Genomic DNA, 14,727 nt, shown 5'->3' on the forward strand with positions numbered 1-14,727 from the left:
ATCAATCCGCTCTGCGCGGCAACGTCCCCCATATGAGCGTGGGCCGGTCCAGGCACCGCCCGCATTCCAATTGATTCGCGGGGGAGGGGAGACCGTGCCGCCGTCGGGCCGAGGGCGATGGCGACGGCTCGTCCCAAATAAACGGCCGTCAGGGGCGCTCGGCGCCCCTGACGGCCTGGAACCCCGCCTCGTTGCACGGCGGCCTGGGGCCAGCACGTACACCCCACCGAGGTCGAGGTTCCGATCCTGAAACGACCGCTGCGCGGCCGGTCACTGCGCGTTGATGGCGAGGCCTTCCACGTAGGTGAACTTGGCGTTGGTGCCCTGCTGGAGCGTCGGCAGCGCGCTGAGCACCGTGGCATTGGCGGCCCTCAGGACGCGCAGGTAGCCATCGGGGCCGGGGAAGCTCACGGTGCCGGCGGCGGGATCGGTGGCGACGACCGGGGCGACGATCGTCACCTCGCGCAGGCCGAAGCCTTCCGGCAGACCGGGGAGGCCGTCATTGACCACGACCTCGTTCAGCACTTCCGCCGGCTCGTTCTTGGCGGGCTTGGCGATGGCCGTGACCACGCCCGGCAGCTTGCGGATCAGCAGGCTCTGCCCGTTGCGGAAGGCGCTGAGGTCACCCACCAGCGGCGGCGCGACAACGGCCCAGCGCTTGCCGGCCGGGGTCTCCAGCACCACGGTGCGGGTCGCCGGATTGGCGGACACGAAGCGCACCTTCCAGGAGAGGATCGTGGCGCTGCCGAGGCCCGGCAGGGTCACGACGTCTATCGCCTCGGGCTTCGGCACATCCTGTGCGGCGGCCGGCAGGGCGGTGAACACGCTCGCCGTGGCGAGGCTCGCGGCGACGATGGCCAGCTTCAGGGTGCGAAAGGTCATGTGATAGTCCTTTTGGATCGTTGTATGGATGGGAACGCGCATGGATGCGCCCCGAAACGCGGATCGTCTTTTCGGCGGCCTGCGCCCCGGCGCATCGCTATTGCCTGACCCGCGCCGCGTGATGCGGCGGCGTCAGGAGGCCGAGACGGCGGGAATTTTCCAGCTGCCGTCGAGGATCGACGGCTTCTTCGGGTTCGGCCAGTACATGCGCAGCATGAGGACGAACGTCCCGGCCGGCGCCGGGAGCCAGTTGGATTCCTTGTCGGCGCCCGGCGAGGCGTGCTGAATATAGAGGTCGACCGAGCCGTCGGCATTCGTCTTGAGGTTCTGCCGGGCACTGATCGAATAGCGGTTCAGTGGATTGGCGACGAAGAAATAATTCTCGTCATACATGGTCAGCGACCAGAAGCCCTTCACCGGGGGAAGCTGTCCCTTGGGGAAGTGCATGACATATGTCTTCGAGCCGTCGTACTTGCGCGCGAGAAGGCCGCCGCCGGACTTCAGCGAGGTCGGGTAGACCGCATCCTCCGGCCGGTTCGCGCCGAGGCCGACGGCCGTGATGAGGGCGCGCTGGATGTAGTCCGTGCCGTAGACGCCGGTCGCGGTAGTGAAGCGCCAGCCGTTCACGTTCTTGATTTCCGACCCGGTCACGAAGTGCGCCATGATGCGGTCGAAGCTGAACTTCGGCACCCGGTTGAGCACGGCGGGATCGGCGGCCTTGGGGTCGAAATCCTTGCCGGGGACGATGCCGATCGCGGCCAGCCGGGGCAGGATGGGGGCATCGGCCTGGGCGGGCGGGTTGGTCTTCATCAGTTCGGCGAGCAGCTTGAAGTAATCGACACCGCTGAGGCCGTTCACCTGGTCGCGCACCGCCGTCTTCATGTCGATGGCCGGGTTCACCGTGCCCGCCGCCGGCGTGTAGTCCTTGCCCCAGGCGCTGAGGGGATAGAGCTTGCAGGCGTCCTGAAGCGCATGCACCGCCGCATAATCCTCCGGCGTGCCGGTGCAGTAGATGCGGCCCAGCAGCCAGACGAGAGCGGTCGGAGATTTATACTGCACGACGCCGGCCGGCAGCGTGCCCTTCCAGCCGGGACCGGTAATGGCATAGGTCTGCGCACCCGTGCCCGTGGTGCGCGTTCCCGGCACCTGGAACACGTTGGTCCAGCCGTCGAGCATGGGGAAGAGGAAGTAGCGCCCCTTCATGTCGGGGATGCTGACGATCCACGGCTCCTTGCCCACGTCGAGCCAGGCGGTGGTGTAGAGCGTGTCGGCGTTGGGCGCCGTGACGTCGCGGAAGCTCGCGTCGGGATAGGTGCGCAAGCGCACCAGCTGTCCCATGGGCGCCCGCGTGCCCTCCGCGGTGGCAACGTTGGTCATCACCCGGCGGGTCATTTCCATGGTCACCAGCGGATAGCCGTAAATATAGGCTTCCGAGGCGGCGCGCAGGTCCTCGACGTCGGCGGTCAATTCATGGATCAGGCCTTCTGCCTGAGCCGAGCCAAGCGCGGTGCTCGCTGTCAGAAGGCCGAGACCGGCGGCAACGGTGCGCCTGGAAACTTTCATCGCGTATCCCCCGATCAACAACGTGCAACTTGCGTTGCCTCTGGCGGCCCTGCGGCGCGGCGGGACGTTATATCAAGCCAAAGGGGCAGGTTTTGCTTTGCGCGCCATCGCGGGAAGCTTCGGGGCAGCACGTCGGCACCTGTCGTTACGGAGGGTGGTAATAAAGTAGCCTCCCGGAATTTGGTGCGTGCTGACGAAGAAGAAATTTGTACAAATATTGTAATGACTTCGCGGATCATCGGGCGCAGAGGGGCCCCAGCGGCCCTTTGCCCGCCGAAAATTGGCTCCAACTTACATACAAACCCGAACTGCCCTGCCGTTCTCAAGCGGACTGGTATTTGAGGACGTTCGCTCACTTCTTGCCGGGCGCAGGATTCGGCAAAGAGGGCTCAGCGGCCCGCATCTGGGTTTCCGTGTCGCCCAGCCAGGGAGGCCGGCGTGCGCGGATCGGGCGGCCCCGCGCTAGCGATACCGCCGCGTTGCGCGTGCGGCTGCCCTGATTATTGTTCCGGTGGAGCTTCAAGGAGACGCGCGTGCGTAGAGTTCGACGTTGGGCCAAGGCTTTCGCGGCCGGAATGGGCCTGTCGGCCGTCATCGCCCTGCCGCCGCTGGCCGCCGCGCCCCTCGAAACGCTCGCGCCGGGCACGCTCTCGGTGTGCATGTTCGCTACCTTCCCACCCTTCGTCGGCAAGTCCGATGCCGGCGCGTGGGAGGGATCGGACGTGGATTATCTGAAAGCCTTCGCCGCGAAGATGGGGCTCCGGTTCCTGCCGGTGGAGGTGGCGGATTTCGACGGGCTGTGGCTGCGCCCCGGCGCGGGAGCCTGCGACATCGCCGCCTCGGGCATTGCCGACCTTGCCGCGCGACGGCAGGAGACGGGCGCGGCAGGGGTGTGGTCGGATCATTATTATTTCGTCCTGCGCGCCTTCGGCGTCCGCAAGGCCGATGCCGGGAAGCTGTCGCGTGCAGGCGACCTTGAGGGCAAGACGATCATGGTCATCGCCGGCTCGACGGCGGATGTCGATGTCAGAAGCCGGGTTGCGCATGGCCACGTCCCGGATGTCACCATTATCGGCACCTCGGACGACGTGGAGAATGCGCGGCGGGTCCGTGATGCCTCGGGAGACGATGGCCCCTTCGCGTTCGGCTCAGGGCTTGGCACCGTTCAATACCTGTCACGGAAGATGGGCCTCGTCCCGGTGTGGCCCCACTGCATGATGACGCCGGACGGCAAGGTGAGGAACGAGCCCTTCTCCTTCATCGTCGGGGCGAAATCGATCGGCGTGGCGGAGGCGCTCAACGCCTTCATCGCCGCGACGCCCTACGGTGCCGGCCGGGGCCAGGATGCCTGTCCGGAGGAAAGGCGATAGGCGAGGGGAGGGCCTCGCCCCCAGGATCAGGCCGAGGGCTTTTCCGCCAGCCAGCCCTTCACCTTGCCGATCACCGCGGCGGCGATGCTGTCCACGGATTCGCCGCTGAACTGGGCGGCCGCGCTTGAGGCCTTCACATCGGCCACGGCGGCGAGGACCGCCCCGGTGGGCACGTCCACGAGAGTGACATCGCAGGTGATGAAGATGCCCTGGGTCGTGCTCACGGCGACACCGGCGGCGAGGGGGCCGGCGATGACGGCTGTCAAAGCGGTCGCCGCCATGACCTGCCCGGTCCGCTCGGACGAGGTGGGGATGAGCAGGCTGCGCACGGTGATTTCCAGCCGTGCGGGACGCGTTCCCTGCATCAGGCTTGGCAGAAGTCGGTGGCTCTCGGTCGTCAGGGCCGCCGCGAGCCGGTGCTCCGCATAGGAGCGGAAGCCGGCGCGCTCGACGCGGTGGAGATCGGCCCTGGGCGTCTCCTGCTCCTTCTTTTCCAGCGCGTCGGCCTCGGCCCATTTCACGGCGGCGTCGGAGGGAAACGTGACCTTCACGCTGGCAAGCGTGAGGCCGGCCACGTCGGCTTCGGTCAGGGTGTGCTTCGGCAAAGTGGAGCAGGCGGCAAGAAGCACCGCGACGGCGAGCATGGCCGTCGTGCAGATTCGCAGTTTCAATCGATCCTCCCGCCCTTTTGTGACGGACGGTGTCGGGCGGCCGCCCGCATGGCAAGGCGTATTCCGCTGGGAAGTGCACGTTTTGGATGTGTGTGGTTGCAATGACACGTCGGCTCAAGAACCCGGAGCGCCCGCGCCGAGGCCGGACGCCAATCGGGCCGCGGTCCAACGGGCTGGAGGATGCCCCGCCGCATGTCCCGCCCAATGAAGCGCCTCTTGCATCCGCCCCTGAAACCCCCTATCCCACGGCGGATTTTTTGGCGGCCCGCGCGGGACGCTGACCGAGAGTGAGAGAGAGAAATGGCCAAAGAGAAGTTCAACCGCTCGAAGCCGCACTGCAACATCGGCACGATCGGTCACGTTGATCACGGCAAGACGTCTCTGACGGCTGCGATCACGAAGATTCTTGCGGAGTCCGGCGGCGCGACGTTCACGGCGTACGACCAGATCGACAAGGCGCCGGAAGAGAAGGCGCGCGGCATCACGATCTCGACCGCTCACGTTGAGTACGAGACCAACAACCGCCACTACGCGCACGTCGACTGCCCCGGGCATGCCGACTATGTGAAGAACATGATCACCGGCGCGGCGCAGATGGACGGCGCGATCCTGGTGGTGTCGGCGGCCGACGGCCCCATGCCGCAGACCCGCGAGCACATCCTGCTCGCCCGTCAGGTCGGCGTGCCGGCGCTGGTGGTGTTCCTGAACAAGTGCGACATGGTCGACGATCCGGAGCTCCTGGAGCTGGTGGAGATGGAGGTGCGCGAGCTCCTCTCGAAGTACGACTTCCCCGGCGACGACATCCCGATCATCCGCGGCTCGGCGCTTGTTGCGCTCGAGAACGGCGATCCGGAGCTGGGCAAGAACGCGGTGCTGAAGCTGATGGAGGCGGTCGACGCCTACATCCCGCAGCCCGAGCGTCCCATCGACCTGCCGTTCCTGATGCCGATCGAGGACGTGTTCTCGATCTCCGGCCGCGGCACCGTGGTGACCGGCCGCGTCGAGCGCGGCATCATCAAGGTGGGCGAGGAAGTCGAGATCGTCGGCATCCGTCCGACGGTGAAGACGACGGTGACCGGCGTCGAGATGTTCCGCAAGCTGCTCGATCAGGGCCAGGCTGGCGACAACGTCGGCATCCTGCTGCGCGGCACCAAGCGCGAGGACGTGGAGCGCGGCCAGGTGGTGTGCAAGCCGGGTTCGGTGAAGCCGCACACGAAGTTCAAGGCCGAGGCCTACATCCTGACGAAGGAAGAGGGTGGTCGTCACACCCCCTTCTTCACCAACTACCGCCCGCAGTTCTACTTCCGCACGACGGACGTGACCGGCGTGTGCACGCTGCCCGAAGGCACCGAGATGGTGATGCCGGGCGACAACGTGTCGATGGACGTGCACCTGATCGTTCCGATCGCCATGGAGGAGAAGCTGCGCTTCGCCATCCGTGAAGGCGGCCGTACGGTTGGCGCCGGCGTCGTCGCTGCCATCATCGAGTGATTGCAAAGACCCTCAGGTCTTTCCGGACGGGCGCCTTCGGGCGCCCGTTTGCTTTTGGGCGGCGGCCTGAGTTGGGGACACGGGACGAGATCACCCAGCCGCCCCTTTACAGCCGCGCGGCATCCCACTAAACACAGCCGGCCGATGCGCTGGGTCACTTCCCGGCGCGGCGGAGTCTACCCTCGATGCAGGTTGATCGCTGAATAGCGGATTATTCCGGGCGTCGGGGCGCAGGCCTTAGGAGTGTAGCTCAACTGGTTAGAGCACCGGTCTCCAAAACCGGGGGTTGGGGGTTCGAGTCCCTCCACTCCTGCCATTTCTGGAAAGCCCAAGGAGCGGGCTTGCTCGGGATGGCAGGTCAGGCGAGACGCCGCCGAAACGGCACGGCTTGAAGGCGCGTTTCGGGCGGCCCATATGAGGCATGGCCCGGCCCCGCCGAAGGCAACACCGCAGCAACGTCTCGCGAGAGCCGAAGCCGGCGGGAAGAGAATTTAAGCGGCAAGTGCCGCATCCGCGCCACCGGGCGGTCCGGGGCGCATGAGCAGGCGGCGCGGGAACGGGCGGCAACAGGAACGGACGGCAAGACGCCATGGCGAAGAACAGCCCGATGGAGTTCTATCAGCAGGTCCGCGCGGAGACGGCCAAGGTCACCTGGCCCACCCGCCGCGAGACGCTGATCACCACCGCCATGGTGTTCGTGATGGTGTTCCTGGCGTCCATCTTCTTTCTCGTGGCCGACCAGATCATCCGGTTCGGCGTCTCCACGCTGCTGACCCTCGGGCACTGAGGCGGGAGGCCCACATGGCGAAGCGCTGGTACATCGTTCACGCATATTCGAACTTCGAGAAGAAGGTGGCCGACTCGATCCGCGAGCAGGCCGACCAGCGTGGCCTGACCGACCTGTTCGAGCAGATCCTCGTGCCCACCGAAAAGGTGGTGGAAGTGCGCCGCGGCCGGAAGGTCGATGCCGAGCGCAAGTTCTTCCCGGGCTACGTCCTGGTGAAGATGGACCTCACCGACGAGGCGTTCCATCTCATCAAGAACACGCCGAAGGTCACCGGCTTCCTGGGTGCCGACAACAAGCCCATGCCCATCTCCGAATCGGAGGCCATGCGCATCCTGCAGCAGGTGCAGGAAGGCATCGAGCGTCCCAAGCCGTCGATCTCCTACGAGGTCGGCGAGACAGTGAAGGTGTCGGACGGCCCGTTCGCCTCCTTCAACGGCATCGTGGAAGAGGTGGACGACAGCCGCTCGCGCCTGAAGGTGGCGGTGTCCATCTTCGGCCGCGCGACGCCGGTGGAACTCGAATTCGGTCAGGTCGAGAAGGTCTGACCGGAACGGCCCGTCGCTCCTTCGGGGGCAAGGGGCCGAAGTCTGGCGCGCTGCCTTGGGGCCGTGCGCCGGCGTGGGAGGGGAGGGGGCGTCTCGCCAAGCGCCCTTTTGACCCGCACCACGCAATCCCGCCCGCCGCTCCCTCACCGGACGGCGGCGCATTTTGGGAGTTGTTGAAATGGCGAAGAAAATTACCGGTTACGTCAAGCTGCAGGTGCCCGCCGGCAGCGCCAATCCGGCCCCGCCGATTGGTCCCGCGCTCGGTCAGCGCGGCCTGAACATCATGGAATTCTGCAAGGCGTTCAACGCCCAGACCGCGCAGCTCGAAAAGGGCATGCCGATCCCGGTGGTGATCACGGCCTATCAGGACCGCTCCTTCACCTTCGAGCTGAAGACCCCCCCGGTCTCCTACTTCCTCAAGAAGGCCGCCGGCCTCGAGACGAAGAAGAAGCCCGGCTCGGGCTCGAAGACGCCCGGCAAGGGCACCTTCGTCGGCAAGGTCACGCGCGCCCAGCTCGCCGAGATCGCCGAGAAGAAGATGAAGGATCTGAACTGCGACACCGTTGAGGCCGCCGTCCAGATGATCGAAGGTTCGGCCCGGTCCATGGGCCTGCAGGTTCAGGGGTGAGCGCCATGGCGAAGGAAGGCAAGCGCATCCGCGCCATCAACGAGGGCATCGACCGTAACAAGCTGTACGGCCTGGACGACGCCCTCAAGCTCCTCAAGGAGCGCACCACCGCCAAGTTCGACGAGACCATCGAGGTCGCGCTGAACCTCGGCGTGGATCCCCGTCACGCCGACCAGATGGTCCGTGGCGTGTGCAACCTGCCCAACGGCTCCGGCCGGACCGTGCGCGTGGCGGTGTTTGCCCGCGGCGCCAAGGCCGACGAGGCCAAGGCGGCGGGCGCCGACATCGTGGGCGCCGAGGACCTCCTGGAGACCATCCAGGGCGGCACCATCGAGTTCGATCGCTGCATCGCGACCCCGGACCTGATGCCCCTCGTCGGCCGTCTCGGCAAGGTGCTCGGCCCGCGCGGCCTGATGCCGAACCCGAAGGTCGGCACCGTGACCATGGACGTGAAGGGCGCCGTCGCCGCCGCCAAGGGCGGCGCGGTGGAGTTCCGCGTCGAGAAGGCCGGCATCATCCATGGCGGCATCGGCAAGGCCTCGTTCCCGGCCGACAAGCTGGCCGAGAACATCCGCGCCTTCGTGGACGCGGTGGTGAAGGCCAAGCCCGCCGGCGCCAAGGGCACCTACCTGCAGCGCGTCGCGGTCTCCTCCACCATGGGGCCGGGCATCAAGGTTGAGCCGTCCACCGTGCTCTCCGCCTGATCGGCACAGATCAAGCTTCTGGAAAGGCCGGGCCGGTTGGTCCGGCCTTTTCGTTTGGATGTCACGTCTTGGCGAGGTTCGCACGGCCTTCCATCGGCGCATGGCAGGCCGGCAGCTGCCGTATGCAAAAAGTGCGCAAGGATCATGATCGGGGCGTGACAAGAGGAAGAGCAGCCTCTATATGGGCTGTTCCCGGGCGGCTTGCTGCCCGGATCAGGTATTGTGGCTTTCGCCCTTGACCGGGTGGAAGGGCTGGGAGGGTTCGCCCGCCCGGCCTTGTCGTCTGTCAGGCGTTCGGGTGGCTCCTTGGAGCCTCCGGGCGAACCAGCAGGCAAAGTCCTGTCCGAGACTGCCGGTGCCGTGGTGCCGGCCCGATGGAGATGCGCCCGCAAGGGATGTTCGCTCAATCGGGCCGAGGATCAAGGCTTAATTCCCGAAATCCGCCCTAACGGGTGGTTAATGGGGAGCCAGCATAGACGGGGAAGACCGTAATTTGCCCTCCGGACGGCGCGAGCCGGCGGAGATGAAGATCGGTTCGGAACCAGCGCCTTGCGCTTCGCGACACGGAATTCCGTGCCCGGGCAATAGGGGACAGGGCATGAGAGCGTCGCGGATCGCGGCCTTCCATGTCGTCAGACAGGTTGGCCGCAGGACGCGGCAAGGCGCAACCGGCGGGACCGGACGCCTCCTTCGGGAGGTTGAGGGTGCCGCCAAGGCTTAAAGAGAGCCAGACGTGGATCGAGCGGAAAAACAAGAGCTCGTCACGACGCTCACGGATGTGTTCAAGAGCACGTCCGTCGTCGTGGTCGCCCACTATTCCGGCCTCACCGTGGCCCAGATGTCGAAACTCCGTCGACAGATGAAGGCCGAGGGTGCGACCGTGAAGGTGGCCAAGAACCGCCTCGCCAAAATCGCTCTGGAAGGCTCCGACGTCGCCCATGTGGCGTCCCTGCTGAAGGGACCCACCGTGATCGCCTATTCCAGCGATCCGGTGGCGGCGCCGAAGGTTGCCGTCGAGTTCGCCAAGGCCAACGACAAGTTCGTGATCCTCGGCGGCGCGATGGGCAAGACGGCCCTTAACGTGGACGGTGTGAAGGCGCTTGCCACACTCCCGTCCCTGGACGAACTGCGTGCCAAGCTCGTCGGCCTTATCCAGGCCCCGGCGACCAAGATCGCGCAGCTCACCACGGCACCGGCGGCCAAGCTCGCCCGCGTGTTCGGGGCCTATGCCAAGCAGGACGAAGCAGCGTGAGGCCGCGGCCGCCTTTGGCGGCCTGATCTCGCAATTCCAAAATCCGAACCTATCTTAAGGAATATCCCATGGCTGACCTGACCAAGCTCGTCGACGAGCTGTCCTCCCTCACCGTGCTCGAGGCCGCCGAGCTGGCGAAGCTCCTCGAGGAGAAGTGGGGCGTTTCCGCCGCCGCCGCCGTGGCCGTGGCCGCTGCCCCGGCTGCTGCCGCCGCCGCGGTGGAAGAGCAGACCGAGTTCACCGTGATGCTTGCCGCCGCCGGCGACAAGAAGATCGAAGTCATCAAGGAAGTCCGCGCCATCACCGGCCTTGGCCTCAAGGAAGCCAAGGACCTCGTGGAAGGCGCTCCGAAGCCCGTCAAGGAAGGCGTTTCCAAGGACGAGGCCGAGAAGCTCAAGGCCCAGCTCGAGAAGGCTGGCGCCAAGGTCGAGCTCAAGTGAGCTTTTGACGTTTCGGGTCCCGGCCTTGTGCCGGGACCCGTTCCATAGCCGGCCGGAAGGCCGGACAGGGAGAGAGACGGTTCTCCCGGCAGCCGGTCCGGACAAAGTTCGGGGCTGCCGGGAGAGCCGTCATGGTGCTGAAAGGGGATGGCGTTTCGCCCCCAACCCTTGAAGGCACGATGGCTGATTGAGGTTCCGGTGCCGGCGCGGCGAGCCCGCCTCCTTCGGGAGGACAGGGGCCGGCCCGAGAGACCAGGACGGACGAGGATCGAGATGGCGCAAACGTTCACCGGTCGTAAGCGGATCCGCAAGTTCTTCGGCAAGATCAAGGAAGTGGCCGAGATGCCGAACCTCATCGAGGTTCAGAAGGCGTCCTACGACCAGTTTCTCCAGATCGAGGAGCCCAAGGGCGGACGCGACGACGACGGCCTGCAGGCGGTGTTCAAGTCGGTATTCCCCATTTCCGACTTCTCCGGCGCGGCCATGCTGGAGTTCGTGCGCTACGAGTTCGAGCCGCCGAAGTATGACGTGGACGAGTGCCGCCAGCGCGGCATGACGTTTGCCGCCCCGCTGAAGGTGACGCTCCGCCTCATCGTGTTCGATGTGGATCCGGACACCGGCGCCAAGTCCGTCAAGGACATCAAGGAGCAGGACGTCTACACCGGCGACATCCCCCTGATGACCATGAACGGCACGTTCATCGTCAACGGCACCGAGCGCGTCATCGTCTCCCAGATGCACCGCTCGCCGGGCGTCTTCTTCGACCACGACAAGGGCAAGACCCACTCCTCGGGCAAGCTCCTGTTCGCGGCGCGCATCATCCCCTATCGCGGGTCCTGGCTCGACATCGAGTTCGACGCCAAGGACATCGTCTATGCGCGCATCGACCGTCGCCGCAAGATCCCGGTGACGAGCCTGCTGTACGCGCTCGGCCTCGACAACGAGGAAATCCTCTCGACCTTCTACGAGAAGGTGCCCTACGAGCGCGCGAAGGGCGGCTGGCGCATGCCGTTCGATCCCAAGCGCATGAAGGGCTACAAGGCCGTCGCCGACCTGATCGACGCCGACACCGGCGAGGTCGTGCTCGAGGCCGGCAAGAAGCTCACCGTTCGCGCTGCGCGTCAGCTCGCCGAGAAGGGCCTCAAGGCCCTCAAGATCTCGGATGAGGAGATGGTCGGCCAGTACATCGCCGAGGACCTCGTGGACCTCCAGTCCGGCGAGATTCACGCCGAGGCCGGCGACGAGATCACCGAGAAGACGCTGAAGCTGCTCGAGGAAGCCGGCTACAACGAGATCCCGATCCTCGACATCGACCACGTCAACACCGGCGCCTACATCCGCAACACGCTGGCGGCGGACAAGAATGTGACCCGCGAGGACGCGCTCTTCGACATCTACCGCGTGATGCGCCCGGGCGAGCCGCCGACGCTCGATTCGGCGCAGGCCATGTTCCACTCGCTGTTCTTCGATCCCGAGCGCTACGACCTCTCCGCGGTCGGCCGCGTGAAGATGAACATGCGCCTCGACCTCGACTGCCCCGACACCGTGCGGGTGCTGCGCCGCGACGACATCCTCTCCGTCATCAAGACGCTGGTGGAGCTGCGCGACGGCAAGGGCGAGATCGACGACATCGACCACCTGGGCAACCGCCGCGTCCGCTCGGTCGGCGAGCTCATGGAGAACCAGTACCGCGTCGGCCTGCTGCGCATGGAGCGCGCCATCAAGGAGCGCATGTCGTCCGTCGACATCGACACCGTGATGCCGCAGGACCTCATCAACGCGAAGCCGGTGGCGGCCGCGGTGCGCGAGTTCTTCGGCTCCTCGCAGCTGTCGCAGTTCATGGACCAGACCAACCCGCTCTCCGAGATCACGCACAAGCGGCGTCTCTCGGCGCTTGGCCCGGGCGGTCTGACCCGCGAGCGCGCCGGCTTCGAGGTGCGCGACGTGCACCCGACCCACTACGGTCGCATCTGCCCGATCGAGACGCCGGAAGGCCCGAACATCGGCCTCATCAACTCGCTGGCGACCTTCGCCCGCGTGAACAAGTACGGCTTCATCGAGGCGCCCTACCGCCGCGTGGTGGATTCGAAGGTCACCGACGAAGTGGTCTATCTCTCCGCCATGGAGGAGGGGAAGTACTACGTCGCGCAGGCCAACATCCCGCTCGACAAGGATGGCCGCTTCGAGGAAGACCTCATCGTCTGCCGCCATGCGGGCGACGTGCTGCTCGTCAGCCCCGACCGCGTGGACTTCATGGACGTGTCGCCGAAGCAGCTGGTTTCGGTCGCCGCGGCGCTGATCCCGTTCCTTGAGAACGACGACGCCAACCGCGCGCTCATGGGCTCGAACATGCAGCGCCAGGCGGTTCCGCTGGTGCGTTCGCAGGCGCCGCTCGTCGGCACCGGCATGGAGGCCGTGGTCGCCCGTGACTCCGGCGCCGCCATCGCCGCCCGCCGCACCGGCGTGATCGACCAGGTGGACGCCACCCGTATCGTCATCCGCGCCACGGAAGAGTCCGACCCCTCCAAGTCGGGCGTCGACATCTACCGGCTGATGAAGTTCCAGCGGTCCAACCAGTCGACCTGCATCAACCAGCGTCCGCTGGTGCGCGTGGGCGATCAGGTGCGCAAGGGCGACATCATCGCCGACGGCCCGTCCACGGAGCTGGGCGAGCTCGCGCTTGGCCGCAACGTGCTCGTCGCCTTCATGCCGTGGAACGGCTACAACTTCGAAGACTCGATCCTCCTCTCGGAGAACATCGTCAAGGAAGACGTGTTCACCTCGATCCACATCGAGGAATTCGAGTGCATGGCCCGCGACACCAAGCTCGGGCCTGAGGAAATCACCCGCGACATTCCCAACGTCTCGGAAGAGGCGCTGAAGAATCTCGACGAGGCCGGCATCGTTTACATCGGCGCCGAGGTCCGCGCGGGCGACATCCTGGTGGGCAAGATCACGCCGAAGGGCGAGAGCCCGATGACGCCGGAGGAAAAGCTCCTGCGCGCCATCTTCGGCGAGAAGGCCGCCGACGTGCGCGACACCTCGCTCCGCCTGCCGCCGGGCACCACGGGCACCATCGTCGAGGTGCGCGTGTTCAACCGCCATGGCGTCGACAAGGATGAGCGCGCCCTGGCCATCGAGCGCGAGGAGATCGAGCGTCTCGCCAAGGACCGTGACGACGAGCAGGCGATCCTCGATCGCAACGTCTACGGCCGCCTGACCGAGATCCTTGACGGCAAGGTCGCCATTGCGGGGCCGAAGGGCTTCAAGAAGGAAACCGCCGTCACCCGCGAGATCCTCACCGAGTATCCGCGCTCGCAGTGGTGGCTGTTCGCCGTCGCCGACGACGCCATCATGGCCGAGCTGGAGGCGATCCGCGCCCAGTACGACGATTCGAAGAAGCGGCTCGAGCAGCGCTTCCTCGACAAGGTCGAGAAGCTGCAGCGCGGCGACGAACTGCCCCCCGGCGTGATGAAGATGGTCAAGGTCTTCGTCGCGGTGAAGCGCAAGATCCAGCCCGGCGACAAGATGGCCGGCCGGCATGGCAACAAGGGCGTGGTCTCGCGCATCGTGCCGGTGGAGGACATGCCGTTCCTCGAGGACGGCACCAACGTCGACATCGTTCTGAACCCGCTGGGCGTGCCCTCGCGCATGAACGTCGGGCAGATCCTCGAGACGCATCTCGGCTGGGCCTGCGCGGGCCTCGGCCGGCAGGTGGCCGCCGCGGTGGAAGCCTATTACGCCAAGCAGGATCTGAAGCCGCTGCGCGATCGGCTGGAGATCATCTACGGCAAGGATGAGATCGAGCAGCTCAAGGACGACGAACTGCCTGAGCTCGGCGAGAACCTGCGCAAGGGCGTGCCGATGGCCACTCCGGTCTTCGACGGCGCCCACGAGGCGGACATCGAGCACGAGCTGGAACGGGCGGGCCTCGACCGCTCCGGACAGTCCACGCTGTTCGACGGACGCACCGGCGAGCCGTTCGATCGTAAGGTGACGGTCGGCTACATCTACATGCTGAAGCTGCATCACCTGGTCGACGACAAGATCCACGCCCGGTCCATCGGCCCCTACTCGCTCGTCACCCAGCAGCCCCTGGGCGGCAAGGCGCAGTTCGGCGGCCAGCGCTTCGGCGAAATGGAGGTGTGGGCGCTCGAAGCCTACGGCGCCGCCTACACGCTGCAGGAGATGCTCACCGTGAAGTCGGACGACGTGGCCGGCCGCACCAAGGTCTACGAGGCCATCGTGCGCGGCGAGGACACGTTCGAGAGCGGCATTCCCGAGAGCTTCAACGTGCTCGTGAAGGAAATGCGCTCGCTCGGCCTCAACGTCGATCTCGAGAACACCTGACGGGCGCTTCAGCCCGTCGCCCCGCGCAAAGCGGATTGCCCGAC

Annotated in this window: 12 protein-coding genes and 1 tRNA gene; 10 read left to right on the forward strand and 3 right to left on the reverse strand. The window is 66.1% G+C overall.

Going from position 1 to position 14,727, the window contains the following annotated elements; all coding sequences use genetic code 11:
* Positions 1 to 270 precede the first annotated feature (270 nt).
* Positions 271 to 882 carry a hypothetical protein gene (locus J2126_RS20155; protein ID WP_209488623.1) on the reverse strand — a complete coding sequence of 204 codons (612 nt, stop codon included), beginning with the start codon at positions 880 to 882 and terminating at the stop codon, positions 271 to 273.
* Between the two features lie 132 nt (positions 883 to 1,014).
* Positions 1,015 to 2,445, reverse strand: coding sequence for a DUF1254 domain-containing protein (locus J2126_RS20160; RefSeq protein WP_209488624.1), 1,431 nt, complete (start codon positions 2,443 to 2,445; stop codon positions 1,015 to 1,017).
* 533 nt (positions 2,446 to 2,978) lie between these two features.
* On the opposite strand from J2126_RS20160, the gene J2126_RS20165 reads away from it, so the two are divergent.
* The gene (locus tag J2126_RS20165) at positions 2,979 to 3,815 is read left to right on the forward strand and encodes a substrate-binding periplasmic protein (protein WP_209488625.1); all 837 of its coding nucleotides are present in this window, start codon (positions 2,979 to 2,981) and stop codon (positions 3,813 to 3,815) included.
* Positions 3,816 to 3,841: 26 nt separating this feature from the next.
* Here the strand turns inward: J2126_RS20165 and J2126_RS20170 are convergent, their stop codons facing one another.
* On the reverse strand, positions 3,842 to 4,486 hold the full coding sequence (locus tag J2126_RS20170) for a hypothetical protein (protein WP_209488626.1): 645 nt from the start codon (positions 4,484 to 4,486) through the stop codon (positions 3,842 to 3,844).
* Positions 4,487 to 4,786: 300 nt separating this feature from the next.
* On the opposite strand from J2126_RS20170, the gene tuf reads away from it, so the two are divergent.
* From tuf to rpoB, 9 genes are all read left to right on the forward strand, one after another.
* Entirely contained in the window at positions 4,787 to 5,977 is a 1,191-nt protein-coding gene (tuf, locus tag J2126_RS20175) for an elongation factor Tu (RefSeq protein ID WP_029557786.1), read from the forward strand.
* Positions 5,978 to 6,216: 239 nt separating this feature from the next.
* Positions 6,217 to 6,293: transfer RNA gene (locus J2126_RS20180), tRNA-Trp, on the forward strand.
* A 273-nt stretch (positions 6,294 to 6,566) separates the two neighbouring features.
* Positions 6,567 to 6,764 (forward strand): preprotein translocase subunit SecE, encoded by a 198-nt coding sequence (gene secE, locus J2126_RS20185; protein ID WP_209488627.1) that lies wholly within the window; start codon positions 6,567 to 6,569, stop codon positions 6,762 to 6,764.
* Positions 6,765 to 6,778: 14 nt separating this feature from the next.
* Positions 6,779 to 7,309 (forward strand): transcription termination/antitermination protein NusG, encoded by a 531-nt coding sequence (nusG, locus tag J2126_RS20190; protein WP_024279836.1) that lies wholly within the window; start codon positions 6,779 to 6,781, stop codon positions 7,307 to 7,309.
* A gap of 178 nt (positions 7,310 to 7,487) precedes the next feature.
* Positions 7,488 to 7,937, forward strand: a complete 450-nt coding sequence (gene rplK, locus J2126_RS20195; RefSeq protein ID WP_024279835.1) for a 50S ribosomal protein L11 — start codon at positions 7,488 to 7,490, stop codon at positions 7,935 to 7,937.
* 5 nt (positions 7,938 to 7,942) lie between these two features.
* The gene (gene rplA, locus J2126_RS20200) at positions 7,943 to 8,641 is read left to right on the forward strand and encodes a 50S ribosomal protein L1 (protein WP_209488628.1); all 699 of its coding nucleotides are present in this window, start codon (positions 7,943 to 7,945) and stop codon (positions 8,639 to 8,641) included.
* Positions 8,642 to 9,374: 733 nt separating this feature from the next.
* Complete coding sequence (gene rplJ / locus J2126_RS20205) at positions 9,375 to 9,893, forward strand: 50S ribosomal protein L10 (RefSeq protein WP_209488629.1); 519 nt, start codon at positions 9,375 to 9,377, stop codon at positions 9,891 to 9,893.
* Between the two features lie 68 nt (positions 9,894 to 9,961).
* Entirely contained in the window at positions 9,962 to 10,333 is a 372-nt protein-coding gene (rplL, locus tag J2126_RS20210; RefSeq protein ID WP_024279832.1) for a 50S ribosomal protein L7/L12, read from the forward strand.
* 273 nt (positions 10,334 to 10,606) lie between these two features.
* A complete protein-coding gene (gene rpoB, locus J2126_RS20215) occupies positions 10,607 to 14,683 on the forward strand; it encodes a DNA-directed RNA polymerase subunit beta (RefSeq protein WP_209488630.1) in 4,077 nt (1,358 codons plus the stop codon).
* The last annotated feature ends 44 nt before the right edge of the window (positions 14,684 to 14,727 follow it).

Origin of the sequence: Xanthobacter flavus (assembly GCF_017875275.1) — a bacterium.
Lineage (GTDB): Bacteria > Pseudomonadota > Alphaproteobacteria > Rhizobiales > Xanthobacteraceae > Xanthobacter > Xanthobacter flavus_A.

Bases quoted from the DNA above. Each gene is read 5' to 3' on its own strand.
- rpoB (WP_209488630.1), top strand. From the start codon at position 10,607: ATGGCGCAAACGTTCACCGGTCGTAAGCGGATCCGCAAGTTCTTCGGC.
- J2126_RS20160 (WP_209488624.1), bottom strand. From the start codon at position 2,445: ATGAAAGTTTCCAGGCGCACCGTTGCCGCCGGTCTCGGCCTTCTGACA.
- rplK (WP_024279835.1), top strand. From the start codon at position 7,488: ATGGCGAAGAAAATTACCGGTTACGTCAAGCTGCAGGTGCCCGCCGGC.
- nusG (WP_024279836.1), top strand. From the start codon at position 6,779: ATGGCGAAGCGCTGGTACATCGTTCACGCATATTCGAACTTCGAGAAG.
- rplL (WP_024279832.1), top strand. From the start codon at position 9,962: ATGGCTGACCTGACCAAGCTCGTCGACGAGCTGTCCTCCCTCACCGTG.
- J2126_RS20155 (WP_209488623.1), bottom strand. From the start codon at position 882: ATGACCTTTCGCACCCTGAAGCTGGCCATCGTCGCCGCGAGCCTCGCC.
- rplA (WP_209488628.1), top strand. From the start codon at position 7,943: ATGGCGAAGGAAGGCAAGCGCATCCGCGCCATCAACGAGGGCATCGAC.
- secE (WP_209488627.1), top strand. From the start codon at position 6,567: ATGGCGAAGAACAGCCCGATGGAGTTCTATCAGCAGGTCCGCGCGGAG.
- tuf (WP_029557786.1), top strand. From the start codon at position 4,787: ATGGCCAAAGAGAAGTTCAACCGCTCGAAGCCGCACTGCAACATCGGC.